The organism is Pseudoalteromonas sp. CH_XMU1449-3 (assembly GCF_037027245.1).
Taxonomy (GTDB): domain Bacteria; phylum Pseudomonadota; class Gammaproteobacteria; order Enterobacterales; family Alteromonadaceae; genus Pseudoalteromonas; species Pseudoalteromonas shioyasakiensis.
Genome location: NZ_JAYMDY010000009.1, coordinates 102,148 through 126,240, shown reverse-complemented (window position 1 = coordinate 126,240; position 24,093 = coordinate 102,148). Strand labels below are relative to the sequence as shown.

Annotated in this window: 27 protein-coding genes; 10 read left to right on the top strand and 17 right to left on the bottom strand. The window is 41.6% G+C overall.

The genetic code is table 11. From position 1 onward, the window contains the following. The first annotated feature begins 65 nt into the window (after positions 1-65). The gene (locus WA256_RS12860) at positions 66-2,561 is read left to right on the top strand and encodes an EAL domain-containing protein (protein ID WP_335991983.1); all 2,496 of its coding nucleotides are present in this window, start codon (positions 66-68) and stop codon (positions 2,559-2,561) included. Here WA256_RS12860 and WA256_RS12855 read toward each other — a convergent pair. Together WA256_RS12855 and WA256_RS12850 are read right to left on the bottom strand one after the other, a co-directional pair. Continuing rightward, positions 2,527-3,303: a CLCA_X family protein gene (locus WA256_RS12855; protein WP_063529031.1), complete on the bottom strand. Its 777-nt coding sequence runs from the start codon at positions 3,301-3,303 to the stop codon at positions 2,527-2,529. The two genes, WA256_RS12860 and WA256_RS12855, sit on opposite strands and share 35 nt — an antisense overlap. Further along, positions 3,303-3,902 (bottom strand): tRNA-uridine aminocarboxypropyltransferase, encoded by a 600-nt coding sequence (locus tag WA256_RS12850; RefSeq protein ID WP_054561259.1) that lies wholly within the window; start codon positions 3,900-3,902, stop codon positions 3,303-3,305. Before WA256_RS12850 ends, WA256_RS12855 begins: the two co-directional genes overlap by 1 nt. Positions 3,903-4,031: 129 nt before the next feature. Between WA256_RS12850 and WA256_RS12845 the strand changes: the two genes are divergently transcribed. Together WA256_RS12845 and WA256_RS12840 are read left to right on the top strand one after the other, a co-directional pair. After that, positions 4,032-4,376, top strand: coding sequence for an Hpt domain-containing protein (locus WA256_RS12845; protein ID WP_058584795.1), 345 nt, complete (start codon positions 4,032-4,034; stop codon positions 4,374-4,376). A gap of 93 nt (positions 4,377-4,469) precedes the next feature. Next, positions 4,470-5,687, top strand: a complete 1,218-nt coding sequence (locus WA256_RS12840) for a pyridoxal phosphate-dependent aminotransferase (RefSeq protein WP_054552951.1) — start codon at positions 4,470-4,472, stop codon at positions 5,685-5,687. A gap of 25 nt (positions 5,688-5,712) precedes the next feature. Here the strand turns inward: WA256_RS12840 and WA256_RS12835 are convergent, their stop codons facing one another. From WA256_RS12835 to WA256_RS12820, 4 genes are read right to left on the bottom strand one after another with little or no spacing between them, the layout of a single operon-like run. Further along, a complete protein-coding gene (locus tag WA256_RS12835) occupies positions 5,713-6,180 on the bottom strand; it encodes a glycine zipper 2TM domain-containing protein (protein WP_130166277.1) in 468 nt (155 codons plus the stop codon). A gap of 12 nt (positions 6,181-6,192) precedes the next feature. Further along, positions 6,193-6,804 carry a penicillin-binding protein activator LpoB gene (lpoB, locus tag WA256_RS12830; RefSeq protein WP_054561262.1) on the bottom strand — a complete coding sequence of 204 codons (612 nt, stop codon included), beginning with the start codon at positions 6,802-6,804 and terminating at the stop codon, positions 6,193-6,195. Positions 6,805-6,814: 10 nt separating this feature from the next. Continuing rightward, positions 6,815-7,240 carry a YcfL family protein gene (locus tag WA256_RS12825; protein WP_054552954.1) on the bottom strand — a complete coding sequence of 142 codons (426 nt, stop codon included), beginning with the start codon at positions 7,238-7,240 and terminating at the stop codon, positions 6,815-6,817. 8 nt (positions 7,241-7,248) lie between these two features. Further along, on the bottom strand, positions 7,249-8,613 hold the full coding sequence (locus WA256_RS12820) for a COG3014 family protein (RefSeq protein ID WP_138519649.1): 1,365 nt from the start codon (positions 8,611-8,613) through the stop codon (positions 7,249-7,251). Positions 8,614-8,750: 137 nt separating this feature from the next. On the opposite strand from WA256_RS12820, the gene WA256_RS12815 reads away from it, so the two are divergent. Continuing rightward, positions 8,751-9,620, top strand: coding sequence for a DMT family transporter (locus tag WA256_RS12815; RefSeq protein WP_138519650.1), 870 nt, complete (start codon positions 8,751-8,753; stop codon positions 9,618-9,620). Here the strand turns inward: WA256_RS12815 and WA256_RS12810 are convergent. From WA256_RS12810 to WA256_RS12780, 7 genes are all read right to left on the bottom strand, one after another. Further along, a complete protein-coding gene (locus WA256_RS12810; protein ID WP_138519651.1) occupies positions 9,607-10,287 on the bottom strand; it encodes a M15 family metallopeptidase in 681 nt (226 codons plus the stop codon). The two genes, WA256_RS12815 and WA256_RS12810, sit on opposite strands and share 14 nt — an antisense overlap. After that, a complete protein-coding gene (gene dapE, locus WA256_RS12805) occupies positions 10,284-11,414 on the bottom strand; it encodes a succinyl-diaminopimelate desuccinylase (protein WP_138519652.1) in 1,131 nt (376 codons plus the stop codon). The genes WA256_RS12810 and dapE overlap by 4 nt, the downstream gene beginning before the upstream one ends. Beyond that, the gene (locus WA256_RS12800; RefSeq protein ID WP_138519653.1) at positions 11,414-11,758 is read right to left on the bottom strand and encodes an ArsC family reductase; all 345 of its coding nucleotides are present in this window, start codon (positions 11,756-11,758) and stop codon (positions 11,414-11,416) included. Before WA256_RS12800 ends, dapE begins: the two co-directional genes overlap by 1 nt. Positions 11,759-11,763: 5 nt before the next feature. Next, positions 11,764-12,261 carry a PTS glucose transporter subunit IIA gene (locus tag WA256_RS12795; protein WP_062565157.1) on the bottom strand — a complete coding sequence of 166 codons (498 nt, stop codon included), beginning with the start codon at positions 12,259-12,261 and terminating at the stop codon, positions 11,764-11,766. A gap of 3 nt (positions 12,262-12,264) precedes the next feature. After that, positions 12,265-12,657: an ACT domain-containing protein gene (locus WA256_RS12790; RefSeq protein ID WP_138519654.1), complete on the bottom strand. Its 393-nt coding sequence runs from the start codon at positions 12,655-12,657 to the stop codon at positions 12,265-12,267. A gap of 209 nt (positions 12,658-12,866) precedes the next feature. Next, entirely contained in the window at positions 12,867-15,023 is a 2,157-nt protein-coding gene (gene pta / locus WA256_RS12785; RefSeq protein ID WP_130166282.1) for a phosphate acetyltransferase, read from the bottom strand. A 4-nt stretch (positions 15,024-15,027) separates the two neighbouring features. Then, positions 15,028-16,242, bottom strand: coding sequence for an acetate kinase (locus WA256_RS12780; RefSeq protein ID WP_138519655.1), 1,215 nt, complete (start codon positions 16,240-16,242; stop codon positions 15,028-15,030). Between the two features lie 290 nt (positions 16,243-16,532). On the opposite strand from WA256_RS12780, the gene yfbV reads away from it, so the two are divergent. Continuing rightward, positions 16,533-16,979: a terminus macrodomain insulation protein YfbV gene (yfbV, locus tag WA256_RS12775; RefSeq protein WP_054552963.1), complete on the top strand. Its 447-nt coding sequence runs from the start codon at positions 16,533-16,535 to the stop codon at positions 16,977-16,979. Here the strand turns inward: yfbV and WA256_RS12770 are convergent. Genes WA256_RS12770 through xthA form a run of 3 tightly spaced genes read right to left on the bottom strand, consistent with a single transcriptional unit; the run spans position 16,976 to position 19,226 of the window. After that, positions 16,976-17,773 (bottom strand): putative RNA methyltransferase, encoded by a 798-nt coding sequence (locus WA256_RS12770; protein ID WP_062565160.1) that lies wholly within the window; start codon positions 17,771-17,773, stop codon positions 16,976-16,978. The two genes, yfbV and WA256_RS12770, sit on opposite strands and share 4 nt — an antisense overlap. Then, positions 17,770-18,420, bottom strand: a complete 651-nt coding sequence (locus tag WA256_RS12765) for an energy-coupling factor ABC transporter permease (protein ID WP_152996508.1) — start codon at positions 18,418-18,420, stop codon at positions 17,770-17,772. Before WA256_RS12765 ends, WA256_RS12770 begins: the two co-directional genes overlap by 4 nt. Beyond that, positions 18,417-19,226: an exodeoxyribonuclease III gene (xthA, locus tag WA256_RS12760; protein ID WP_054552965.1), complete on the bottom strand. Its 810-nt coding sequence runs from the start codon at positions 19,224-19,226 to the stop codon at positions 18,417-18,419. The genes WA256_RS12765 and xthA overlap by 4 nt, the downstream gene beginning before the upstream one ends. 243 nt (positions 19,227-19,469) lie before the next feature. Between xthA and WA256_RS12755 the strand changes: the two genes are divergently transcribed. From WA256_RS12755 to rluB, 4 genes are all read left to right on the top strand, one after another. Continuing rightward, a complete protein-coding gene (locus WA256_RS12755; RefSeq protein WP_054561271.1) occupies positions 19,470-19,901 on the top strand; it encodes a hypothetical protein in 432 nt (143 codons plus the stop codon). A 206-nt stretch (positions 19,902-20,107) separates the two neighbouring features. Then, positions 20,108-20,629 (top strand): EF-hand domain-containing protein, encoded by a 522-nt coding sequence (locus WA256_RS12750; RefSeq protein ID WP_062565161.1) that lies wholly within the window; start codon positions 20,108-20,110, stop codon positions 20,627-20,629. 130 nt (positions 20,630-20,759) lie between these two features. After that, positions 20,760-21,350 (top strand): SMC-Scp complex subunit ScpB, encoded by a 591-nt coding sequence (gene scpB / locus WA256_RS12745; RefSeq protein ID WP_062565162.1) that lies wholly within the window; start codon positions 20,760-20,762, stop codon positions 21,348-21,350. Next, positions 21,347-22,219, top strand: coding sequence for a 23S rRNA pseudouridine(2605) synthase RluB (gene rluB / locus WA256_RS12740; protein ID WP_055198703.1), 873 nt, complete (start codon positions 21,347-21,349; stop codon positions 22,217-22,219). Before scpB ends, rluB begins: the two co-directional genes overlap by 4 nt. A 95-nt stretch (positions 22,220-22,314) precedes the next feature. Here the strand turns inward: rluB and ald are convergent, their stop codons facing one another. After that, positions 22,315-23,436 carry an alanine dehydrogenase gene (gene ald, locus WA256_RS12735; protein WP_062565163.1) on the bottom strand — a complete coding sequence of 374 codons (1,122 nt, stop codon included), beginning with the start codon at positions 23,434-23,436 and terminating at the stop codon, positions 22,315-22,317. A gap of 142 nt (positions 23,437-23,578) precedes the next feature. Between ald and lrp the strand changes: the two genes are divergently transcribed. Further along, positions 23,579-24,058: a leucine-responsive transcriptional regulator Lrp gene (gene lrp / locus WA256_RS12730; protein ID WP_054552971.1), complete on the top strand. Its 480-nt coding sequence runs from the start codon at positions 23,579-23,581 to the stop codon at positions 24,056-24,058. Positions 24,059-24,093: the final 35 nt, after the last annotated feature.

The window sequence follows — 24,093 nt, the reverse complement described above, 5'->3', positions numbered from 1 at the left end:
CATAATTGGCAATTTAAGCGTATTCCTCCCATACTTTTAGCTGGTGTTAAAAGCACGGAGCTAAAATGCACATTGTTGGCAAGCAAGTTAATTGGATTATCACAAAGCTGCTCATAATATTGTGTTGTGTATTTATACACTGCACCAGCGTTTTTGCTGCTGAGGATGACTTATCGGTTTGGTTGCTTGATTCAGAACAACCACTTGCCAAACTTAGCCAATCTCTTGAAGTATCGTTACAAAACGCAGAAAAACTAAACGCGCTTGAAACAAGCTCAGTCCGTCTTACAGCTAAAACGTCCCACTGGTTAGTCATTGATTTATACCAACTACCTGACAATAAAAACTATGTTGTTTTTCTTGGCGAACCCAATTTAAGCTGGGCTAAGTTTTATCTTCTAGATGAAAATTTTCAGGCTACTAATAATCAACGACTCGCTTCACTAGAAAGTTTGTCGAACGTTCGTCCTCATTGGTTGATTGAGCATAGCCAAGGACATCGCTGGGCTTTAGTTAACTTTGTGCATGATAGGGCGCTGACGATAGAAGTTGGGGTGGTGGCTGCGAAAATATTTGAAGCCAATTTACACCAAACTATTTTAGGTTATGGTGCTATTTTGGGTGTGCTAATTTTATGCATGTTTGTGTGCGCTGTTTATTTTTTTGTATCGCAGCGACCTAAATATATGGTGTTAAGTGCCTACTTCTTGCTTGTTACGGTTGGATTTCTCATAGATAACGGTTTAATCAACTATCTAGTTGATGGCTTAGATTGGGAAGCAAAATGGCCTGTTAATGAATTTGCACTGTGTTTTGTGAGCTACTTTTTATATCATTTTTTAGCCATTCATACATACAAACCTATTTTTAAAAAAGCATGGCAAGCAATGATTGCGTGTTTGCTAGTTGCAGCTTTACTGTCATCAATTCAACCACAGTTCAATCGCCAGTGGTTATTTATCGTTTCTTGCGTTGGATTCTTGAGTTTTGCTGGCGCTCTATTTTTTAGTTTAATGGAGCGCAAAAATAGCCGAACCCACCTGCGTGTTTTTATGCTTTTAACTATTGTTATTCAAGTGCTTAGTCTAGTTATTTGGAATGGCTTTGGGATTGGTTATCATGACATCCATAACACCATATTGCTGCTTACATCGTTGGCGATATGTTCTGTCTTATTGTTAAAAGATCGCCAGCAAATCTCAGCGTTTAGCTACTCCATGTTACATGATGCAGATACTAAACTGCCAAATAAGCAATTTTTGCTCGCGCAGATAGTGAGAAAAGTTTCGAAAAAACAACACTTCTCAGTTTTATTATTTAAGGCTCATGTACTTTCAAATGCCCGTTCTACCTTTGGCTTTGAACAGGCCAATATTTGTATCAATGAAAGATTAAGTATCTTAAATACTCAGCTACAGAGTATGAGTGCACTAAAGCTTGAAATTCAAGCAAGCAGAAGTGCTTGGCTTGCACATGTTGATGACAGTACGTTTGGCTGTTTAATTATGGGCGAGCTTGAACTAAGTCACATTGAGCAGTTTGCATGTTTGATCCATGGTGTGTTTGAAGAAGGGCTCACCCATGAAGAAATTAATTTAGTCGACAGTGTTGATATCGGCGTTGCTTATTACCCAATGCACGGTAATACCGCGAAACAAATTTTCCAATGTGCGATACAAGCAATGTCTGAAAAGCGTTTACAAGGTGAGCGTTGGCGAATGTTTGATTCAGAAACTGCACGCCTGTCTGAGCAAAGGTTATCGATTGCTGCAGCGCTTAAAATAGCGATTGATGAAGACCAACTCAGCTTGCATTTTCAGCCACAGATTTGCTTAAAAACAGGCAAAGTAGTGGGCTGTGAAGCATTACTGCGTTGGCAGCATCCCGTATTTGGTGCAGTAAGCCCTGATGTGTTTATTCCAATTGCAGAGTCAGCCGGTGTGATCAATCAGTTAACTGAATGGGTTGTTGAAAGAGGCATTGAGTGGCAAGCAAAGTTTTGCAAACTGATACCCGATCACGTTATTTCTATAAATATTTCAGCAAAAGATTTATTAAATAAAGACTTACCCGTGCTGTTAATCACTATTTTAAATGAGCAAAAAGTAGCGGCTGAATCTGTGATGTTGGAGCTTACAGAATCAGCAACTTTGGAAGAAAGTAAAAAGATCAAAGCAACACTTGATGACTACCGTTTAATCGGCTTAAAGCTTGCAATTGATGATTTTGGTACTGGCTACTCATCGCTTGCCTATCTGAGCCAGCTAGGCTTTGATGAAGTTAAAATAGATAAACAATTTGTGTTAAACCTGCCATTTTCAGTGAACGATCAGAGTATCTGCCGGGCAACCTGTGACATCGCCACTACTTTGGGTGCACATGTTGTTGCTGAGGGTATTGAAGATGAGCAAAGCCTAGCAATGCTGCAAAGTTATGGCTGCCAATTTGGACAAGGGTATTATTTTTCAAAACCGCTTTGTGCAGATGATTACTTAACTTGGATAAGCGAGGTGCAGAAAGTTGAAATTAGCCTTGATGCAACAGCGAACCTAACTGATTAAAGTAATTCAGCAGTGCTGAAAAGCAGCGCATTGTATGCTGCTCATCTGGGTAGATTAAGCCACTTGTCGATAACCCACTCACTAAAAAGCTATTTTTTATATCAGGGTGCATGGCAATACACTTTTCAAAACAGCGAGCCGCTAGTTCTTCAGGCATACTCATATAAAGTTGCTTTACTTGCCTATCAAAAGCGATAGATTGCTTCACGAACGCATTTGGATTTTCACCTGAGGTGTCTAAAAATACCTGATGGTAAAACTCATTTAAGTGTTGATTAAGTGGATGATTCAAATCTGGTGACTGTTCGAGCCACAGTGCTGAGCAAAATTGCATACTCTTTCTGCTCTTAAATAAATGCTGACAAATATGGTGATCAAACGCATGAAACCATTCATGGGCCAGAGCGCCACCACCGGCATTTTTTGCTAGCGCAAGGGTTTGACTGTGAGCATTATAATGAGCCTGCACACCTTTTTGGCCACCATGACCAAAGGCAAAATTAAGCTTTCCCCTAAGGCCTATTGCCGTTGGGGGTAAAGTCAGTATTTGCGCTAGATCAGCTAAGGCATCGTAAATTAAATTCGCCGCTAATAGCCGCTCTTGCTTATTAACCCAATTGCCAACCACCATGGTACGAAAACCAAAGGTATCGCGAATATCGTCAAAATCGACCTGATCATCAAAGCGATAATCTGGTCCCTTACGGTGAAAACCGGCACTAAGCCGTTTTGATACACGCATTATAAATAGCGTGCCTTAACATCATCTGGCATATGTTGGGTTTGCTTATCGACCAGTGCTGCTAATAATCTGTATAGCGGTGTTACATCAAGGCCTTCAATCAGTTTAAGGCTATGAGCCACTGCTTCTAAAGTTGATAAACTATCTGCGCGTGGTGCTTTACGAATGACGTATTTGTTTTGTGGTATTTGCTTAAAACTCACAGCCTGAAACCCCTGAAGGCTTGGAGTTAATTGCAGCATTTTGTAGGCTTTTTTCCACGTACCATCAATCACAATTAAATGAGTTAAAGACTGTTTGAAAGCATCTGTAGTGGCAGTGTGTTCATCTAAACATAATGCATTATCAGCAGGATAGAGTACCGCAGTTGTTGCTTTTGGCAATGTTGCGAGCTGTAAAAAGTCTTGTTCTGACTCACCTGCAATGATTTGGCAGTTATCTAAGCCTAAATTCAGTAAATTAGCGGTGTTCTTAGTAACTTTTTCCTCACTAGGGTGGCGTAATATAATGATTTTTAGTTTATTATTGATTATGCTTATTGAATCACATAAACAGGTTTTAACTGAAAAGCCACAATGTGAGCACAATTCTCTAGCCATACGAACTCAGGTGTAAATCAAAACTATGCCTAGTATACATGAGCTTAACTCGCAAAGCAGGTTTGCTTTTTAGCTATGAACGGCTAAAGTTGCGATTTATATAATTACGTTTTTGATTAAGGGATAAAGATGACGACAATCACAATTGATGAGAGTGCACTTGAAGGGATGGAATCACTTTTAGGTGACCAATTTGCCGACACCTTGACCTTTTGTTGTAGTGAATTTCAGCGTCTAGGCTCTGAAGTACTTGCAAATCTTGGTTCAGATAACGAAGCAGCTGCAAGGCATGCACACAGTTTAAAATCAAATGCAGCTCAATTTGGTGCTGCAAGTTTATCATCGCTTGCGCAAGAAATTGAACTGACCTTGAACCAAGGTGATGTAGCCACTGCACAAGAAAAATCACAAACCCTTGATGAACAAGTTTCAGGTTCTGTAGAAAAATTACAAGCTTGGTTCGCTACTCGCTAAAAACTTGAATTTATTTCAGTTATAACCGCAATAATCCTCTGGCGTGGTTGCCCCTTACTGGGTTAGTCTTAAGGCTAATTAGTAGAGGTAACCATGTCACAAATCAAAAAGAGTCACAAACTAGACGGTGTCTGTTATGACATACGTGGGCCTGTGCTTGCACAAGCTCGAAAAATGGAAGACGAAGGGCAAAAAGTATTAAAGCTAAACATTGGCAACCCAGCTGCCTTTGGCTTTGATATGCCTGAAGATATGCACAAAGATATCATTCGTAACTTATATTCAGCCCAAGGCTACTGTGACTCTAAAGGCCTCTACTCAGCCCGTGTGGCTGTCTATCAACACTATCAGCAACGCGGATTATTTAATCTTGATGTCGATAATATTTATATCGGCAATGGGGTCAGCGAATTAATTCAAATGACCACACAAGCATTACTTGATAATGACGATGAAGTGCTTATTCCTGCACCGGATTATCCGTTATGGACTGCATCGGTTAAATTAGCAGGGGGTAACCCTGTGCATTATCTATGTGATGAAGAACAAGATTGGTTCCCTGATATTGCTGATATTAAATCGAAGATCACCTCAAAGACCAAAGCATTGGTGCTTATTAACCCAAATAACCCAACTGGTGCGGTGTATAGCGATGATCTGTTGATGGAACTTATCAATATTGCTCGCGAGCACAAGTTATTGTTACTGAGCGATGAAATTTACGAGAAAATCTTGTACGACGGTGTCAGCCACAGCTCGATTGGCGCACTGTGTGATGATGTACCAATTATCACCTTTAATGGCTTAGCCAAAACGTACCGCGCTGCGGGTTTGCGAATGGGCTGGATGGTGTTAAGCGGCCGCACTAGCATGATGGACGACTTAAGCCGTGGCCTTGATATGCTGGCATCAATGCGTTTATGTGCCAATGTACCTGCACAATATGCTATTCAACAAGCTTTAGGTGGTGTGCAGTCAATCGATAACTTGATAAACCCAGGTGGTCGACTGTACGTTCAGCGTGATATTGCATGGCGTGGCTTAAATGCCATTGATGGTATTAGCTGTAAAAAGCCTAAAGGGGCACTTTACGCATTTGCGAAAGTGGATACGGCGCACTTTAACATTAAAGATGATGAGCGCATGATTTTAGATTTACTCAAAGCTGAGAAAATCTTATTAGTGCATGGTCGCGCATTTAATTGGCCTGATCCTGATCATTTCAGATTAGTATTTTTACCAAACAAAGATGATTTAACAGAAGCCATGAGTAAGATGCAGCGATTCTTCGCTGATTATCGACAAAGCTAAAAAAAGCGAGCCGAGGCTCGCTTTTTTAATAAGCTTTATCAACACGCACCGTGTTATCGGTGAGGTAGACCAAACGTACTTTATCACCTTGGTTGAACAGCATTTGGTTGTCTTTATCTTGCACAACCATAAATTGTTCGCCGCTTTCTACTTTGATCATCAATTCAACGAGCTGATACTGTATAATGCGACTGTTTTGTTGGCGGTTGTGGGCAACAGAGCCACCAATCATCGAACCTAAAATGGTTGCTACAGTGCGGCCACTGCCGCCACCAAACTGATTACCGATAACACCGCCAATTAGCGCACCACCAAACGTTTCCCAGCCGTTGGTTTTATCTCTGACCAGCTCTTGTTCAGTAATGGTTCGCACTGACTGTACTGAGCCGAACAACACCTGCTGTACTGGTACTGCTTTGTTACGCTGATAGTCAGCATAACTTGGCGAGCTCAGTAATAAACAGCTTGCTAGGATTGCTACTAGGTATTTCATAAATCCTCCTGACTACCAGCCAAAAGTTGATTTCTCACGTGTTTTACGGATTTCAGTTTCATCAGCCCACTCAACTAGGCCGCTTTTTAAATCCATTAAACGCATAGTGAATTTATAATACACATCAGCCTTGTCAGCATTTGATTTAACAATGCTCGATAAGTTACCGTATAACATGTATTGCGCACCAACTTGCTGGCCAAAAGCAATAGCGGTATTTGGGTTTACAAGTGGGTCAACGTTTTGGAAATTAAGTTGCTCGCGCACAGCTTCAACGCGGGTCATATCAACAAAGCGGAACTTACCACTGCGTAATAACTGTGTTGAGATTGAATCAGTAATAGATTCAGTATCAATATGCTCGCTCGTTTTGTTTTTAATACGCTCAACAAACACGATAGGGCGGGTATTTGCTGTCATGGTACCAACCACAGGTGAAGCAAGTAACGAGTCTGTCATTTGGCTTGCTACTTTTTGTAGATCTGTTGAACCAAAGTTGATATCTGTGGTTTCTACGGCTTGCGCATCACCATAGCTAACAACGGCTTTATTAGCACAACCAGACAGCAATAAAGCGCTTGTCATTGCAACGGCCGCAGCCGACTTAACAGAAAGTAATTTCATTGTAGTATCCTTAATCTTCAAATTCTTGTGCTTCTGTTGACACTTCACGCACTGCAAGCGAGAAGGTGACAGCATTTGCTGTCGGGGCTAGGCCCGGTAATTGGGTCTTGGCAAATCCAAATAATGTAATAGGTTGCCAAGGTGAATGGTTGCCGCGAATAACAAAGCCATCAGCGTCATACCAAGTAAATTGATACTGTAAGTATTGAGACTTTTTGTACTGGCTTGCCAGTGTCACAACAACATCTGTTAAGCCATTTGTTTGGCGTGTTTTTACATCTGTAATGGCTAATTTCTTGCCAAGTTCAGGGTTATTAACAATCAGTTGTTGGTTATACTGTTGTGATGCCTGCTCAACACCAATGCCAGAAGTGGTAGGGCGTGAGGAGCAAGCCGCAACAAGTAAAATGGTTAATAGTGGCACTAAGTATTTCATCATTGCTCCTAGAGTTGTACGACATGTGTGTCGTAGTAGTTATTTATAGAGGTTAGAAAAATCAAGGTTAACCCTTGCTTACTAACCGCAAAGTCTATTTCGCCATGCCCTGGCACGGTTAAAGCGTGCTGACCTGCTGGCATCGCGTGCTGCGCAATACTCAGTTGACTTGGTAAAGTAGACCAACTTCGCGTATCAGCCTGCTCTGATGCAATGTTATAAATATTCGCTAAAATATTACCGACATCGCCGCCGCTTCTTGCCAATTCTGCGCGCATCTTTTCTTTTGCAACCAAACGCATAACTTGGCGGGTTATTCTGCCAGCACTTTGATCTTTCAAAGTTTTTGCTGCCAAGGCTTCAAGCCTAACAATGGGCGTCAGTGGCAAATTTTCGCCATCGAATGTCACTGTTTTATCACTGCCTGCATAAGGCGCATCGCGATAAACTGGCATCGCAATACTGTAAAAGCGTGCATCACCACGGGAGGTATAAATGGGTAATCGTAAATGAAACTCTTGCCTTGCTGGTATCAAACCTTGCTCTGCAATTACAATTACTTGGCCCGTGTTTGCTTGAGTCTGTTTTAGCTTGCCAAAGCGTTTGCTAAATTCTTCAAAGTCCTGATCAAACCCTTGTTTTTTGGCAAGGCGTAACACTGTTTGCTGTAAGTAGCTATTTTCGCTATTTATTTCGAGTGCTTTTTTATAATCGATATAGGCATCATCAAACTGTTTATCTGCCTCATAAAGTAGGCCAGACAAATAAAACGTAAAGGCATTTTGAAAGCCATTTTTGACATTACCAATTAGCTCAGCCATATCAGGGTAACCTTCAGCGGCCTTTTCTGCTTGTTCATAAAGTACGGCTTGGTTGTCTTTTAGTGCATCTTCTTGCACTTTATTAGCACGCCTAACTTCAACTAATGCAGATTCAAGTTGTTTATTAAATACATAACTCAGTGCTTTGTAGCTATGCAGCATCGTCATTTCATAGGCTGCTGGCTCATAACCAATCACTGAGTCATTGGTTAATAATGAATTTGTTTGCTCAAGGCCTGCACTTAGCTGTACTTTGGCTGCTTGACGCTTTTTTTCCATATTTTGATAAACAGCTTCAAAGGTCTCATTGGCCTGAGAATTTTGTTTAGCCAAAAATTCAAGACGAGCTGTTTCAAGCTGATTTAATAAATAGTTACTATGGCCTCGGCTGTTACTTGGCAAAAGTTGCTGCGCACTTGCTATGTTATTCTGAGAAACAGCTTGGCGCACAGGTCTTAGCTGCGTCGCATAATCTTGGAATAGATCAGTAATACCTATGGTACTGCAACCAGATAACAGTAGAGCAGCTCCAATAAATAAACGTCGATGCACTGAACACTCCTTTTAAACAATGTACTGAGATTAGCATACGCGGCTTAACCTTCTATGATAAATTATGTAAAAAATCGTAAGTTAATTGTCTAATTTTAGGTCTTATCTTTTTTAAAACCAAAAGGATAACTCATTTGTTGAGCACCATACTGTATACCTTGATTGCACTTTGTGCGTTTGCAGCTAACTCTTTGCTGTGCCGAATGGCATTACAAAGTGGTGATATTGATCCGTTAAGTTTCACTGCTATTCGCTTAGCCAGTGGGGCGTTTATGTTGCTTGGCTTACTTTTATGGCAAACAACTTTATTGAGATCAAAATCACAATCAGCACAACCTTTAACCGATAAAGGTAACAATATCAGTGCCCTTAGTTTATTTGTTTACGCGCTGTGCTTTTCAGTTGCCTATGTTGATTTAAACACAGGCACAGGCGCACTTATCTTATTTTCAGCAGTACAGTTAACCATGATAGGCCATAGTGTTTTAAATAAAGAACCACTCAGTAAAGTGCAGTGGGGGGCTTTGTTTACCGCTTTTGCGGGTTTTATTTACTTAATGCTGCCCTCAGCCACAGTGCCTTCTTTCATGCCTGCAATGCTTATGGCGTTAAGTGGCGTGGCATGGGGTGTTTACAGTATTCGCGGAAAATCATGCAGCTCACCGTTGCAAGCAACCAGCTTTAACTTTCTAAGAAGTTTAATACTCGTGCCAATTTTAGTGTTTCTAGCCGTGGTTGATTGGCAAGGTATTACTGCGAGTGGGGTTTATTTAGCGATAGCTTCAGGAGCGCTTGCATCCGGGCTTGGTTATAGCATTTGGTACATAGCATTACCTAGGCTTAAAAGTAGCCAAGCAGGTGTAGTGCAGCTAACCGTGCCTGTGCTTGCCACATTAGCTGGGGTGGTGGTTTTAGATGAGCAATTAACAGCGCGTTTAGTTTTAGCCAGCGCCTTAATTCTTGGCGCTGTACTGGTGTTTTTAATTGCTAAAATTAGGGCGTATTAATATTTAATACGTAGCGTTCATAAAGGGTGTTAAGTTCAGCTAGTATCGCTTGCTTGCCGCTGAGCTCACTTTGTTCAATACAGTGCTGTAATGTTGCAACTGATAAATACTCCATCATCTTAGCAGATACACCGATATGGCTGATATGCCAAGGCTCAGGGGCAACCCCGCCTTTGTATTCTTGGTAAGGGCGATAAAAACCATACTTTTCGAGGTTATTATCAAGCCATATCGCAAGCTTGGCAAAGGGTCCTGTGGGCGAATACTCATCAGGCGTTAATTGCAGCTGATAATCATCGTCAATAGGGCGGATATCGTAGATATCGAGGTCGGTACCAAAGTGGTGTCTGCTTGCCCCTGGAAGTGCTGAGTAAAGCATAATAGCGTGGCACTTTTCAGTATCACTTAGGCTTTCTAAATCTACCGTTTGTTGCTCAAGGGTGTAAACCGGTCGAAGGCCCTGAAATTTAGCATTCCAAATAGCACTTTGACGATGAAAGTCGCGAAAGCTTGAGGCAATTGTCAGATCAATACCTGCTTCTTTTGCTCCTTGCTGCAGAGCTAAAAAATCATTAACAATATCACGATGCAAGCGATGATTTTGTAGCTCAACTAAATGTGAGCTACTTAACCCCGTGGCGCATTGTTTAAGCTCGGTTTGGTTCATGTAAGCAGTTGCTCTAAAATGACTTCGTAAATATCTGCTAGTTGAATTAAATCATCGGTGCTAACACATTCATCTACTTTATGAATAGTTTCATTACGCGGACCAAGCTCAATGACTTTGGCGCCCGTTTGCGCGATAAAGCGGCCATCAGAAGTACCGCCGGTGGTTTCAAGTGCGGTGTCGCGTCCCGTCACCTGCTTAATAGCGTGCACGGTGGCATCAACTAACGGGCCATGATCGGTTAAAAACGGCAGTCCATTGACAATCCAATTTAGCTCGTAATTCAGGTTGTGTTTCTCAACAATATCAACCACTCGCTGCTGTAGCTGTTGGTGAGTTACTTCGGTGCTAAAGCGAAAGTTAAATTGAATTTCAAGTTCACCTGGGATCACATTACCGGCACCAGTGCCACCGTTAATATTCGAAACTTGAAAGCTCGTTGCAGGGAAAAATTCGTTACCTTGATCCCACTCGGTTTGACTCAGCTCAGTTAACGCAGGAGCAGCTAAATGAATTGGGTTTTGCGCTAAATGCGGGTAAGCAACATGGCCTTGCACACCTTTCACGGTTAAAAAGCCAGTTAAAGAACCGCGACGACCATTTTTTACTACATCACCAAGCACATCACGTGAAGAGGGTTCGCCAACTAGGCATAAATCAATCTTCTCACCACGTGCTTCAAGAGTATCGATAACACGGGTTGTACCGTTGATAAACGGGCCTTCTTCATCAGAAGTAATTAAAAACGAAATTGACCCTTTATGATCTGGGTGTTTAGTCACAAAACGCTCTGTGGCAACCACCATAGCAGCTAAAGAGCCTTTCATATCGGCTGCACCGCGGCCATGTAACATACCGTCTTTTACCAGTGCTGAAAAAGGCGGGTGCTGCCAATTTTTTGCAGGACCTGTTGGTACAACATCTGTGTGACCAGCAAAACAAAAATGCGGTGATGCATCTCCCTTACGAGCCCAAGTATTCAAGGTATCAGTGAAAAACAGTGATTCAATATTAAAGCCTAGTTTTTCAAGGCGTTCGTTCATTAACGCTTGGCAACCAGCATCTTCAGGCGTTACTGATTCACGCTGAATAAGCGCTTGAGCAAGTTCAATAACAGGGTGAGTCATTAGGCAAAGATCTCATCGTATTGAGCTGCTTTAAAACCTAAGTGGTATTGGCCGTTATGCACAAGTACCGGGCGCTTGATCATCGCAGGTTGCTCAACCAGCAATGCTAATGCAGATTCTTTATCTAGGTTTTGCTTTTGCTCATCAGATAATTGACGGTAAGTTGTGCCGCGTTTATTAACTAATTCTTGCCAATCAATGTGCGCTGCAAATTCGTTAACTAGCTCAGCACTAATGCCGTCTTTACGGTAATCATGGAAAGTAAATTCTTGATTGTTATCAGTTAAATATTTCTTGGCTTTTTTGATTGTATCGCAGTTGCTGATACCGTACATGATAGTCATAAATTCTACTTTTTAGTTACAGTGAGTAATGTGTCTACCCCAGCAGTGACCTGAGATAGTGAATAATATAGGGGTCCAAGGTGTTGGCTATTGAGAACGCACAGTGTGCCAAGCATAGGGCTGCTCAGCTCGCGTAAATCAAAATAGGCTAATCGTTCACCTTTGCTAATTTTACTGCCGTTTAATTTAGCAATATTGGTGTGGTTGATATGTTCTTCAACCGATGAAAACGATAAGTTTAATAAAACTTTTAAACCGTTTTTTGCCTGTAAAATGTATTCTTTACCGGCATTTTTAACTTGTAATAGGGTGCCATCGAATGGCGCGATTATGTTGTGGCTAGTTAGTTCAACACTAATCCCTGGGCCAAGGGTGGCAAAACGAAAAAATGGCTCAGGATGCTCGTTAATGCTTTTTACACGCCCGGTAAATGGGCTTTTAATGGCCATGCAGCGCGCTTTTCTGAGGCTGCGTTCGGGTAAGTATTGAACTTCGTTAGTCATGGCTTATTTAACATCACCTAGCACATGGTAACCGTCTTTTTTCAGGGCTGTAATAGCTTTTGTCATACTTTGCTTTTTCACCAATACATAATCTGTATCGTAGGTTGATAAAGCAAAAATCGAAATCGATGCTTTTGCTAGCACGCCAGAAATGTTCGCCATAATACCAGTTAACGAAAAACCAAGTGGGCCAATAACTTCAAGTGCTTGCCAGTCGGTTTCTTGGTCCAGACTGTCGAGCTGGAAACTACTTGGGCAGACAATAGACAGCTCATCAGCCGTTTTTGCAATAAAGAAAATAGCTTGTTGGAGTAAGGCAGGATCAATCGTCGCATCGACATCTAAACTATGAATGGTAAGTTCTTCACTATGAAGTTGTAACGTTTGTTTTGACATCTGCGATCCTATCTTTGAAGCCTTTGAATTTATAGTATAGGTAAACAAAGTTAAGATAAAGCGCAATAATTTTGATTGCTGAGGTTTTACTCAATATCGCTGTTGAGGTTGTCCACAGAATCTGTGGATAAATATGGGAATAGGTCAGTATAAAGAAGCTAATAGGCTAATTTATAAAGGTTTTATAAATTAGCCTAAATTTTGAAGGGTTAATTTTCTAAGCTTTCAACTTGCTTAGCTTGAATCGCTGTAAGGGCAATGGTGTAAACAATGTCGTCTACTAATGCACCACGACTCAAGTCATTTACCGGCTTACGCATACCTTGCAGCATAGGGCCAATACTAATTAAATCGGCACTACGTTGTACGGCTTTATAGGTTGTATTACCCGTATTTAAATCAGGGAATACAAACACTGTTGCTTTACCTGCAACCGGGCTGTCTGGTGCTTTTTTAAGTGCTACGTTTTCCATAATTGCAGCGTCGTACTGAAGCGGGCCATCAATCACTAAATCAGGGCGCTTTTGCTGGGCAAGCTTAGTGGCTTCACGCACTTTTTCTACGTCAGCACCTGAACCCGAGGTACCCGTACTGTAGCTGATCATTGCAACACGAGGCTCAATACCAAACGCGGCCGCTGAATCCGCTGATTGAATCGCGATATCGGCCAGTTGCTCTGCCGTTGGATCAGGGTTGATAGCACAGTCACCGTAAACCAGAACTTGATCAGGTAACAGCATAAAGAACACTGATGATACCAACGATGAACCCGGTGCAGTTTTAATTAACTGTAGCGGTGGGCGAATTGTGTTGGCTGTGGTATTTACCGCACCCGACACAAGGCCATCTACTTTGCCTTGTTCAAGCATCATAGTACCAAGCACCACGTTATCCAGTAATTGCTCTTGGGCAACCACCTCTGTTAAGCCTTTGTTTTTACGAATTTCGACCATAGGCGCAACGTAATCGTTGATCACATCACCTGGTTCAACAATGGTTACGTTATCGTTAAGCTCAACACCTTGTTGCTCAGCAATACGTAAAATTTCTTCTTTGTCACCAAGTAGGATTGTTTTTGCAATGCCACGTTGACCACAAATTGCAGCGGCTTTAATCGTGCGTGGCTCATTACCTTCAGGTAAAACAACCGTTTTCTTCGCTTGACGGGCTTTATCTGTTAGTAAGAAGCGAAACGCTGGCGGAGACATTTTACGAGTACGACCAACACTTTGTGCAAGGCTGTCTAACCAGTCAGAGTCAATGTTACTAGCGTTGTGATCTTTTACTTTATCGATACGTTGGTCATCATCGCACGGTACTTCCATATTGAAGTTGTGCAGTAATAAAGACGTGCGCCACGTATCTTCTTGTGTTGCAAGAATCGGCAGGCCGGTATTCATAGCTTGTTCGCACAATTTCATAATGCGATCTTCAGGTTTAAAGCCACCGGTTAATAAAATAGCCCCAAGCTTGGTACCATTCATGGCTGATAAACAAGCGGCAACGAGTACATCAGAGCGATCGCCCGGAGTAACTAGTAATGCACCCGGGGTAAAGTGGCTTAAAATATTCGATACAGTACGAGCACAGAAAGTAACGCGACGTAAACGACGGTGAGCCATGTCGCCTTCGTTAATAACTTCGGCCTTTAGGTATTCACATAAATCACGTACACGTGGCGCTACTAGGTCGAAATCCCACGGGATTGAACCTAATAATTTAAATGGGTGTTTTCTGAAAATAGGCAATGATGCTAAACGGTTTAATTCGTTTTCAAGTTGCTCAGGCTCATGGGCTTCAACAAGGTCTGCACGTGCGCGACCTTCGTCATCTAAAGGTGCATTAACTTTATTGAAAATACAACCTAGCACGCGAGGGTGGTTAACACCGCCATAGTTGCCTGAGGCAATTTCTAAACGGTCTTCAATTTGGTCGTTGCTATCGTTACTAGGTGTTAAAACAAAAACAATATCAGCACCCAGTGTTTGCGCGATTTCACGGTTTACACGGCCTGCATAAGGCTGACGGCGTGTTGGCACCATACCTTCGATAATAGCAATTTCGTCTTCTTTAATGGTACTTTCAAAGCGCTCTACGATTTCTTCTAGTAAATCGTCGCCTTTACCATCACCTATCATTTGCTCTGCATAGCTAAGCTCAAATGGTGTCGGCGGATTAATTGGCGAGCCATGGGTGACAATTTGCGTCGACTTTTCAGGTCCTGTATCGCCAGAGCGCGGCTGCGCAATTGGTTTGAAAAAGTTCACTTTAAGCGCTTTTTGCTCAAGTGCGCGCACTAAACCAACAGATACAGATGTTAAACCAACCCCAGTCGAAATAGGGATCAACATAATTCTACGTGCCATTTACTTAACCCTCCTTTGCAATACGGGCTGCATCGTTAGCAATAACCCATTCTTCGTTAGTCGGGATCACAAACGCTTTCGCGTGGGCTTGGTCTTTTGAGATTAAGCCTTCTTTACCAAAACGTGCCGCTAAGTTTGCAGCTTCGTCACACTCAAGGCCTAAAAAGCCTAATTGAGTGATTACTTTGTCACGAATGATATCTGAGTTTTCACCAATACCACCGGTGAAAATAAGTGCATCAAGGCGTTGTACTGGCACCAAGAATGCGGCGATTTGTTTTGCTAAACGGTAGCAAAAAATATCGAGTGCAAGGTTCGCTTGTGGGTGGCCCTCAACGGCGGCTTCTTCAATAGTGCGACAATCATTTGATAATTCACTAATACCTAACAAACCACTTTGTTTATTAAGTAAATCATCAATTTCTTGCACTGAATAATTTAGTTGCTGAGTTAAAAACGTGAATAAACCAGGGTCGATACTACCACTGCGGGTACCCATCACTAAGCCTTCAAGCGGTGTAAGACCCATACTGGTATCAACACTCTTACCATCTTTAATCGCACATACCGAACAGCCATTACCTAAATGTGCACTGATCACATTGGTTTGCTCGCGCTCTTTGCCTAATAATTTTGCCGCTTCACCTGCAACATAATAATGGCTCGTGCCATGGAACCCATAACGTCTTACGCCGTGCTCTTTATAAAGCGAGTAAGGTAGGGCGTATAAGTAAGCAATATTTGGCATGCTTTGGTGAAATGCCGTATCAAATACAGCAATTTGTGGCAGCGCTGAGAACGCTTGCTGTGCAGTACGAATACCCAATAAGTTGGCTGGGTTATGAAGTGGTGCAAGTGCAGCTGTTTTTTCGATAGCTGCAAGTACATCATCGTCGATAAGCACAGATTCAGTGAAATGCTCACCACCGTGTACAACACGATGACCTACAGCAATTAAATTATCCGCAAGGCCTAGCTCATTAACTAGCTTCACAAGCTCAGCAATTGCTGCATCGTGGGCTTGGCCCTTTGCAAGCTCAATAAGTTGTTTTTCACCATTATATTTATATTTGATTGAAGGCGTGTCTGAGCCAAGGCGCTCAGCTAAACCAGAAATAACTTCGTCAGAAGTGGCGGCATCTAAAATGGCAAATTTTAAACTTGAACTACCACAGTTCAGTACTAAAACATGTTGTGGTGAGCAAAGGGGCGTCGACATAGCTAGGTCCTAAAAGTACGATATCAGTCAGTGTATATTAAGGCTTGATAATTAGAATTCTTTGCCAGTATAGTAAATAAGTATTTTGTTGCTACACTTAACAAAGCTAGGCTGTAATTATACTAAAGTCTGGTTGACTTAAGCCGATAACATTTTATCTCATTTAGACTTTAAACGTTAGTCTCCTAACCATTAATTTGGTATTAAAACTAGGACAGGTTTTGCAGGGATTGTATCCGGGAGTGTGTTACACTCGGTTGTGAAACAAGTTGAAAACCCTAGGAGTGATGATGCAAAAAGGTGTCATGTCACAAGTGCAAACAGGTCGTCAGTACGCTAAAAAATGGCCGATGCGACAAGAGCTCGCTCCATTGTTTGCCGAATTTAGAGTGATCAAGGCCACTGATCTGGCAATTACAGTGATGCCAATATTGGCAATGCTGACCGTTTTTATGCAAGTGAATTACTTAGGTAGTGATTATTTTCCACAAGCTATCACTATTGCGCTTTTCTTTTTATCACTACCACTTCAAGGTTTGTTGTGGCTAGGCCGCCGTGCAGAAACGCGTTTAGAACCAGCAATGTTAAGTTGGTATACCGAGTTGCACAGTAAAATGAAGGCGCATGGTTATCAGTCACAATTAACGACTGAAAAACCACGCTACACTGACTTAGCTCAATTATTAAAAGATATGTTCGAAAAAATGGATAAAGCCTTCACTAAAGAACACTTCTAATCGCGAACAAACTGGCTCACATAAAACGATAACGTTACTTTTTGTGGGCCTTGTTGCTCTATCTGCTGCCAATGCTCTGGGCGAAACTTCCACGCAAATGGCGTCATCATAATTAAATGTTTTATCTCATCGACAGACAACAGCACTTGTTGCTCTAACAAGTTTATCGACTCTTTGCTGAAGCCTGCTGGTGATTCTATCTCTGTATGCGGTTTTACATCGGCATAAATAAACGCTTTTAACTCTTTAAGGTGCCAAGGGCCAGGGCTTGCAACAATTAAACTAGCTTGCGGTTTGGCAAGGCGAGCAAGTTCTTGTGCAAATAAAGGGGCAAACACACTAACAAGCACATCAGCCTGCGCATCTGCAAAAGGGGCTTGGCTAATCGACGCGACACTAAAATGCGCATTTTCGTAACGCTTAGCGGCGTATTTTACCGCGGGCTTAGAAATATCAACACCATATACATCGGCACTCGACTGCGCTGCAATTGCTTGAGTGTAAAAGCCTTCACCACAGCCTAAATCAATAACTGAACTTGGTTCGAGAGATGCCACTAGCTCTGCTAAAGCTTGCTGTAAAAACAAATAGTGTCCGGCACTTAAAAAAGCGCGGCGAGCTTGCACCATTTCAAGATTATCGCCTGGTTGTTTAGACTTTTTATTTTGCACGGGAAGTAAATTGACATAACCCTCTTTGGCGATATCAAAACTGTGGTTGTTGTCACAACGGTAAGTTTTGTCGTTTAGAGTAAGTTCAAGTTTGCAAAGCGGGCAGTGATAGTGAAGACTCATGAGTCTAAATAGTCCTTATCATAAAAGGTTTTAACCCAATGAGGGCGATAGGTGATCATCAAGGTAATGGCCATGCCATTGAGCATTGCTTCAGGAAACCAAATTATGGCACACAGGATCAGATAGTTTTCTGAAATCTCAATAAAACTGTAATCACCAAGCAAGTAATAAAACACACCGCTGGTAAGTATTTTAATACAGGCGATAACAGCAGCGGTTAAAAACGCGCATAAAAAGATATAAATAAAAAAGTGTCTCGGCAGGTAGCTATAGCAAAGCACAAAACACAAATAGCTCAATGTAATTGGTAAAAAAGCAGTAAACAATAAATGCACTGGCAGTATTGATACTGGCAACTGAGCGACTAATACCAAGAGTAAACTTGCAAGAAGGCTTGCAAAAATAGCCAGTCGCCAGCCTAAAATTAGGGTCACTGCAGTGACCCCTAAAATATGCAATTCGAGGCCAGGCAATATCCCCGCTTTAATGCGCCACAGTACCGCAAGTACTAAAGCACATGCGAGCACACCAACTTGTCTTATTGGCGTTGCCAATAATTGTGATGCGCTTTGCTTATCAAAGCTGAGCCAAAGTATTAGAGCCACACAGCTCCACAAAGGGAGCTGCCATTGCAGTGTGTCTATCATGCGTTAAATGTTGACCAAATTGGCGCATGATCAGATGGTTTTTCGATACCACGTAATTCGTAATCGATACCAGACTCAACACAACGCTCAGCAAGAGCAGGGGTTGCTAAGATCACATCAATACGCAGACCGCGGTTGTCATCAAAACCTTTTGAGCGGTAATCAAACCACGAGTATTGCTCAGTTTTTTCTGGGTAAAGTTCACGGAAGGTATCTTTAAAGCCCCAGTTTAATAAAGTGCTTAACCATTCACGCTCTTCAGGTTGGAACGAACACTTACCTGTTTTTAACCAGCGCTTACGGTTTGGTTCACCAATACCAATGTCGAGATCGGTCGGTGAAATATTAATGTCGCCCATCACAATAACATCTTGCTCTGGCGTGTGGTTATCTTCTAAGTGAGTCATTAAATCTTTATAGAATTGACGCTTATAAGGGAATTTGGTTTCGTGGGCAATATTATCCCCTTGCGGGAAGTAGCCATTCATCACCGTTAGGTCACGACCATTTTCTTGTGTCACGGTAACACTGATCATACGACGCTGTGATTCGTCGGTATCGGTTGCAAAGCCTTTAACAACTGATTTTGGCTCTTGTTTACATAACATAGCCACGCCGTAATGCGCTTTTTGACCGTGAAAATAAACGTGATAACCCATTTTTTGCACGTCTTCGAGAGGGAAGGCCTCATCATGTACTTTGATTTCTTGTAAGCCAATAATATCTGGTTGATGTTTATCAATTACGGCTTGCAATTGGTGTAAACGAGCGCGCAGGCCGTTAATGTTAAATGAGATTACCTTCATGGTGCACCTATTATTTTTGTTTCAGTGTTTAGCGCAATTCTATCATCAAACTAGGGCTTATTCATGAGCTAATTACGAAAATCAAATTGGGTAAATGTTGATCAATTGCTGCTTAATTTAAAAACATTGTTAACTCACTATTAATTATTAAATTAAATAAATAATTCAGTTGATCTACTGATTTTTGTTTATATAATGCGCGCAAACCATCCGTTCATATTATGTACTATTTAAAGGTAAACCATGAAAAAACAATTAGTGATGCTTTCTCTTGCATGTATCTCATTTGGCTCATTAGCAAGCAACCCGCACTACTTTTCAGCTGATAACCGTATTGAATCAAAGTTATGTAGCTTAAGTGCGAACGAAGGGTTTACCGCTGCACGTAAAGAAGCAGCAAAGCATGGCATTTCAATGTCACGTTTTTCAAAAAGCATTTTATGTAACGGTACTGACATCCGTGAGATTGCTAAAAAAGCACAATCACAAGAAGCAGCAAAAGCAGCTGTTGAAGTGTTTGCTAAAAATGAGCAAAAAGAAACTCAACTTTGCATCACTGCACTTAAAAAAGGTTTAACACCTGTGCGTGAAAAAATTGGTAACTTAAATACGTTAAAATGTAATGGCGAAGCAGTAACAGACTTCGTTAAGCGTTACCAAAACGCAGCTATCTAATAGCGGCATTTTTGTTATTTGTAAAAAGCGCTCTTCGGAGCGCTTTTTTTATGAAAAAATTACAGTAATCCATGAAAAGCTTGCTAAATCATAGGCTTAACCTCAACTTAACCAGGCTGTAAGTGCTTGATTTTAGCCAATAAGGCATTTTGGCATTCAACTTGTAACAGTCGAAGTGAATCTAATCGACTACAAGGAAATGTCTTATGAACAAGTTAACTTTAGCATCAACAATTTTAGCAGCACTAAGTCTTTCAGCATGTTCTGCAAGTAACTCTTTAGCAAAAATCGACAGCGATTTTGGCAGCCTAGATAATGACAATGACGGTTATATCTCTAAGGTAGAAGCTGACGATGATGCAATTTGGGATCATTTTTCAAATATCGATACCAATATGGATGAGCAAATCAGCCGTACTGAATTTAATGCATATATGCAGTTAAATACAGGCAAGGTAGCAACTGATAGTGAGGTATCTGAATCAGCATTTAAAGCTGAAATCGCTAAATTTGACCCAATCGAAAATGACTTTAAATCGTTAGATAACGACAAAAATGGTTATGTTTCTATTGAAGAAGCCGATGACGACGATATCGCAAATCACTTTGGCTATATGGATAGCAACAAAGATAAGCGTGTAAGCCGTACTGAGTTTATTAATTACATTAGCAAATATGGCAGCGACGTTGCCGAAGATGATGCCCTTGAAATGGTTAAAAATAGCTAATTTCAATATCCATTCATAAATATCCCCCAAAGCCAGTGTTTTACACTGGCTTTTTTACAATAATTTTTCCAACCTTGGCCGACTTCTGTCATAATAGAGCGTTAGTGATTTAAAATGACCTTTAGTAGCGATGGCCACAAAACGTATCAGTGATGAACAGTTAATCGAAATCATAGAAGCCGCGATTTTTGTTGCTGGAAAACCTGTATCTAAACGTCATTTAAAAGAGACAGTATTAGCTGATTTAAGCGTATCTATGCCGCGCATTAATAATGCAATTGAACAAATTCAAACGCATTATCAAACCCGAGGCATTAAGCTTGTTGCAGTAGGCAGCGGTTACAGGTTTCAAGCCTGCGCTAGTTTAGCGCCTTGGCTGGCAAACTTATGGCAAGAGCGCGCACCTAAATACTCACGAGCACTACTAGAAACTTTATCCTTGATTGCCTATAGACAACCTATTACCCGTGGTGAAATTGAACAAGTACGGGGGGTTGCTGTTGGCTCAGGAATTATTAAAACCTTATTAGAAAGAGAGTGGGTCAGAGTTGTTGGCCACAAAGAGGTGCCTGGGCGCCCAGCGTTGTATGCCACAACATCCGCTTTCTTAGATTATTTTTCATTAGCTGGTTTAGATGAATTACCGCCGTTACCTGAACTTCAGGAGAGTAAAATCAACCAGTTATTGAGCGATCCTTCTGTGAGAGAACTATCTGAATGAGTAATGTAGAAACTGAAAAGTTACAAAAAGTATTAGCCCGTGCTGGCGTGGGTTCACGTCGTGAAATGGAAAAATACATCGATGCCAACCGTGTGAGCGTGAATGGTAAAGTGGCACGTTTAGGCGACCGTGTTGAAGCAACCGATGTAATTCGAGTTGACGGTCACGTAGTAAAAATTGAAGACAAAGCCGACCGTATTTGTCGTGTACTTATGTATAACAAACCAGAAGGCGAGCTATGTACACGTAAAGACCCTGAAGGTCGTCGTACGGTATTTGATCGTTTACCACGTGTTGATGGCGAACGTTGGATTGCAGTTGGCCGACTAGATATAAATACCGCTGGTTTAATGCTGTTTACTAACGATGGTGAACTTGCTAACCGTTTAATGCACCCAAGCTACGAAGTAGAGCGTGAGTACTCAGCTCGTGTGTTTGGTGAAGTGACTAACGAAACGCTACGCACTTTAACAAAAGGCGTTGAGCTTGAAGATGGTCCTGCAAAATTCTTAAACATCAAACCTATGGGCGGTGAAGGTATCAACCGTTGGTTCAATGTCACTTTAACAGAAGGTCGTAACCGCGAAGTACGTCGTTTATGGCAATCACAAGATGTTGAAGTATCGCGTCTTATCCGTATTCGTTACGGTAAGTTAGAGCTTGATAAGCGCTTGCCACAAGGTGGTTGGGCTGAGCTTGATTTAGACACGGTTAACTATTTACGTAAAACAGTACAACTAGGCCGCGAAACGCAAACTAAGCTGTCGGTTATTCCTGAAAAGCGTAAAGACAAACGTGCCAAAATTAACCAAATCCGTAAGGCGGTTAAAAAGCACAATCAACGCGCTAAACAAACTAAGCGTCGTTAATCAGAAATATAATTGTTTGCAGATAAACTAATTTATTTGCAAACAGGCATAAAAAAAGCAGCGATATCGCTGCTTTTTTTGTTTCATAATGCTAATTAAGCATTTTCAACTGCTGTACGTGGGTCAACATATTCCATGTTGAAAGCTTCAGCTACTTCTTTATAAGTAACTTTACCTTTGATCACGTTTAAGCCTTTTAAGAAGTTTGCATCGTCAAGAAGCGCTTTCTTGTAGCCTTTGTTAGCAAGGTTGATGATGAACGGTAATGTCGCGTTGTTAAGTGCGAACGTAGAAGTACGTGGTACAGCACCTGGCATGTTAGCAACACAGTAGTGAACAACGTCATCAACGATGTAAGTAGGATCAGCGTGAGTTGTCGCTTTAGAAGTTGCGATACAACCACCTTGGTCGATTGCAACGTCAACGATTGCAGAACCAGGCTTCATTGCTTTGATGTGCTCAGCTGTTACTAGTTTAGGCGCTGCTGCACCTGGGATTAGTACGCCACCGATCACAAGGTCAGCTTCTAGTACGTGTTTTTCTAGTGCGTCAGCAGTAGAGTAGATAGCTTTAACTTTATTACCAAACTGTGCGTCTAATGCACGTAGTACGTCGATGTTACGGTCAAGAACAACAACATCAGCACCTAGGCCAACAGCCATTTGCGCTGCGCTACGACCAACCATGCCGCCGCCGATAACAACAACTTTAGCTGGCTCAACACCTGGTACACCACCAAGTAACATACCACGGCCGTGGTTTGATTTTTCAAGCGCTTGTGCACCAGCTTGGATAGACATACGACCTGCAACTTCACTCATAGGAGCAAGAAGAGGTAAACCGCCACGTGAATCAGTTACTGTTTCGTAAGCGATACAGATTGCACCACTTTTAACTAGGTCTTCAGTTTGTGGAAGATCCGGTGCTAAGTGAAGGTAAGTAAATAGAATTTGGTCTTCGCGTAACATTGCACGCTCAACAGCTTGTGGCTCTTTTACTTTAACGATCATTTCAGCTTTAGCAAAAACGTCTGCTGCTGTTGGTAAAATTTCAGCACCAGCTGCAACATAATCTTCGTTAGTGAAGCCAATGCCCATACCAGCATCAGTTTCAACAAACACTTGGTGGCCATGGTTTACTAGTTCACGAACACTCGCAGGAACCATACCTACACGGTATTCATGGTTTTTGATTTCTTTAGGTACACCAATAATCATAGTTTTTCGCCTTAATAGAACGGGATAAAATTTTTGACTATTATATTCATGACCAGCCAGTGTGTCTCACCTTTTTTAAGTGTCATTCTAGTGATATAATCTAAAAATACATTTTAAACAGTGCAAAACTCTGGTTTGGCTTATGCATCAATTACTCGACAGAATAGACCGTAAAATTTTAATGGAATTACAGCTCGATGGTCGGATCTCTAACGTAGAGCTGGCAAGGCGTGTAGGGCTAAGTGCCACCCCTTGTTTGGAGCGGGTAAAAAAGCTCGAAAGAGAGGGTTATATACTCGGATATAAAGCAGTAGTGGATCCTGCTAAACTTGGCCAAGGTTTGTCGGTTTATGTAGAAGTAACCATCACTAAAACCTCACCAGATGTTTTCGAAGAGTTTAACGCTGCAGTTAAAAAGCACGACGAAATAATTGAGTGCCATCTAGTATCGGGTAATTTCGACTTTTTATTAAAAACGCGGGTAAATGATATGTCGGAATACCGCAATGTACTGGGTGATATTCTACTAAAACTACCAAATGTCAGTGAAAGCCGAACTTATGTGGTAATGGAAGAAGTAAAAGGTGAAGAAGGGGTCATTATTCGCCCATATATTGCCTAAACTGTTAAAATACATATTGAGTAACAAAAACTTGT

Bases quoted from the DNA above. Each gene is read 5' to 3' on its own strand.
- WA256_RS12860 (WP_335991983.1), top strand. From the start codon at position 66: ATGCACATTGTTGGCAAGCAAGTTAATTGGATTATCACAAAGCTGCTC.
- WA256_RS12855 (WP_063529031.1), bottom strand. From the start codon at position 3,303: ATGCGTGTATCAAAACGGCTTAGTGCCGGTTTTCACCGTAAGGGACCA.
- WA256_RS12850 (WP_054561259.1), bottom strand. From the start codon at position 3,902: ATGGCTAGAGAATTGTGCTCACATTGTGGCTTTTCAGTTAAAACCTGT.
- WA256_RS12845 (WP_058584795.1), top strand. From the start codon at position 4,032: ATGACGACAATCACAATTGATGAGAGTGCACTTGAAGGGATGGAATCA.
- WA256_RS12840 (WP_054552951.1), top strand. From the start codon at position 4,470: ATGTCACAAATCAAAAAGAGTCACAAACTAGACGGTGTCTGTTATGAC.
- WA256_RS12835 (WP_130166277.1), bottom strand. From the start codon at position 6,180: ATGAAATACCTAGTAGCAATCCTAGCAAGCTGTTTATTACTGAGCTCG.
- lpoB (WP_054561262.1), bottom strand. From the start codon at position 6,804: ATGAAATTACTTTCTGTTAAGTCGGCTGCGGCCGTTGCAATGACAAGC.
- WA256_RS12825 (WP_054552954.1), bottom strand. From the start codon at position 7,240: ATGAAATACTTAGTGCCACTATTAACCATTTTACTTGTTGCGGCTTGC.
- WA256_RS12810 (WP_138519651.1), bottom strand. From the start codon at position 10,287: ATGAACCAAACCGAGCTTAAACAATGCGCCACGGGGTTAAGTAGCTCA.
- dapE (WP_138519652.1), bottom strand. From the start codon at position 11,414: ATGACTCACCCTGTTATTGAACTTGCTCAAGCGCTTATTCAGCGTGAA.
- WA256_RS12800 (WP_138519653.1), bottom strand. From the start codon at position 11,758: ATGACTATCATGTACGGTATCAGCAACTGCGATACAATCAAAAAAGCC.
- WA256_RS12795 (WP_062565157.1), bottom strand. From the start codon at position 12,261: ATGACTAACGAAGTTCAATACTTACCCGAACGCAGCCTCAGAAAAGCG.
- WA256_RS12790 (WP_138519654.1), bottom strand. From the start codon at position 12,657: ATGTCAAAACAAACGTTACAACTTCATAGTGAAGAACTTACCATTCAT.
- pta (WP_130166282.1), bottom strand. From the start codon at position 15,023: ATGGCACGTAGAATTATGTTGATCCCTATTTCGACTGGGGTTGGTTTA.
- WA256_RS12780 (WP_138519655.1), bottom strand. From the start codon at position 16,242: ATGTCGACGCCCCTTTGCTCACCACAACATGTTTTAGTACTGAACTGT.
- yfbV (WP_054552963.1), top strand. From the start codon at position 16,533: ATGCAAAAAGGTGTCATGTCACAAGTGCAAACAGGTCGTCAGTACGCT.
- WA256_RS12770 (WP_062565160.1), bottom strand. From the start codon at position 17,773: ATGAGTCTTCACTATCACTGCCCGCTTTGCAAACTTGAACTTACTCTA.
- WA256_RS12765 (WP_152996508.1), bottom strand. From the start codon at position 18,420: ATGATAGACACACTGCAATGGCAGCTCCCTTTGTGGAGCTGTGTGGCT.
- xthA (WP_054552965.1), bottom strand. From the start codon at position 19,226: ATGAAGGTAATCTCATTTAACATTAACGGCCTGCGCGCTCGTTTACAC.
- WA256_RS12755 (WP_054561271.1), top strand. From the start codon at position 19,470: ATGAAAAAACAATTAGTGATGCTTTCTCTTGCATGTATCTCATTTGGC.
- WA256_RS12750 (WP_062565161.1), top strand. From the start codon at position 20,108: ATGAACAAGTTAACTTTAGCATCAACAATTTTAGCAGCACTAAGTCTT.
- scpB (WP_062565162.1), top strand. From the start codon at position 20,760: ATGGCCACAAAACGTATCAGTGATGAACAGTTAATCGAAATCATAGAA.
- rluB (WP_055198703.1), top strand. From the start codon at position 21,347: ATGAGTAATGTAGAAACTGAAAAGTTACAAAAAGTATTAGCCCGTGCT.
- ald (WP_062565163.1), bottom strand. From the start codon at position 23,436: ATGATTATTGGTGTACCTAAAGAAATCAAAAACCATGAATACCGTGTA.
- lrp (WP_054552971.1), top strand. From the start codon at position 23,579: ATGCATCAATTACTCGACAGAATAGACCGTAAAATTTTAATGGAATTA.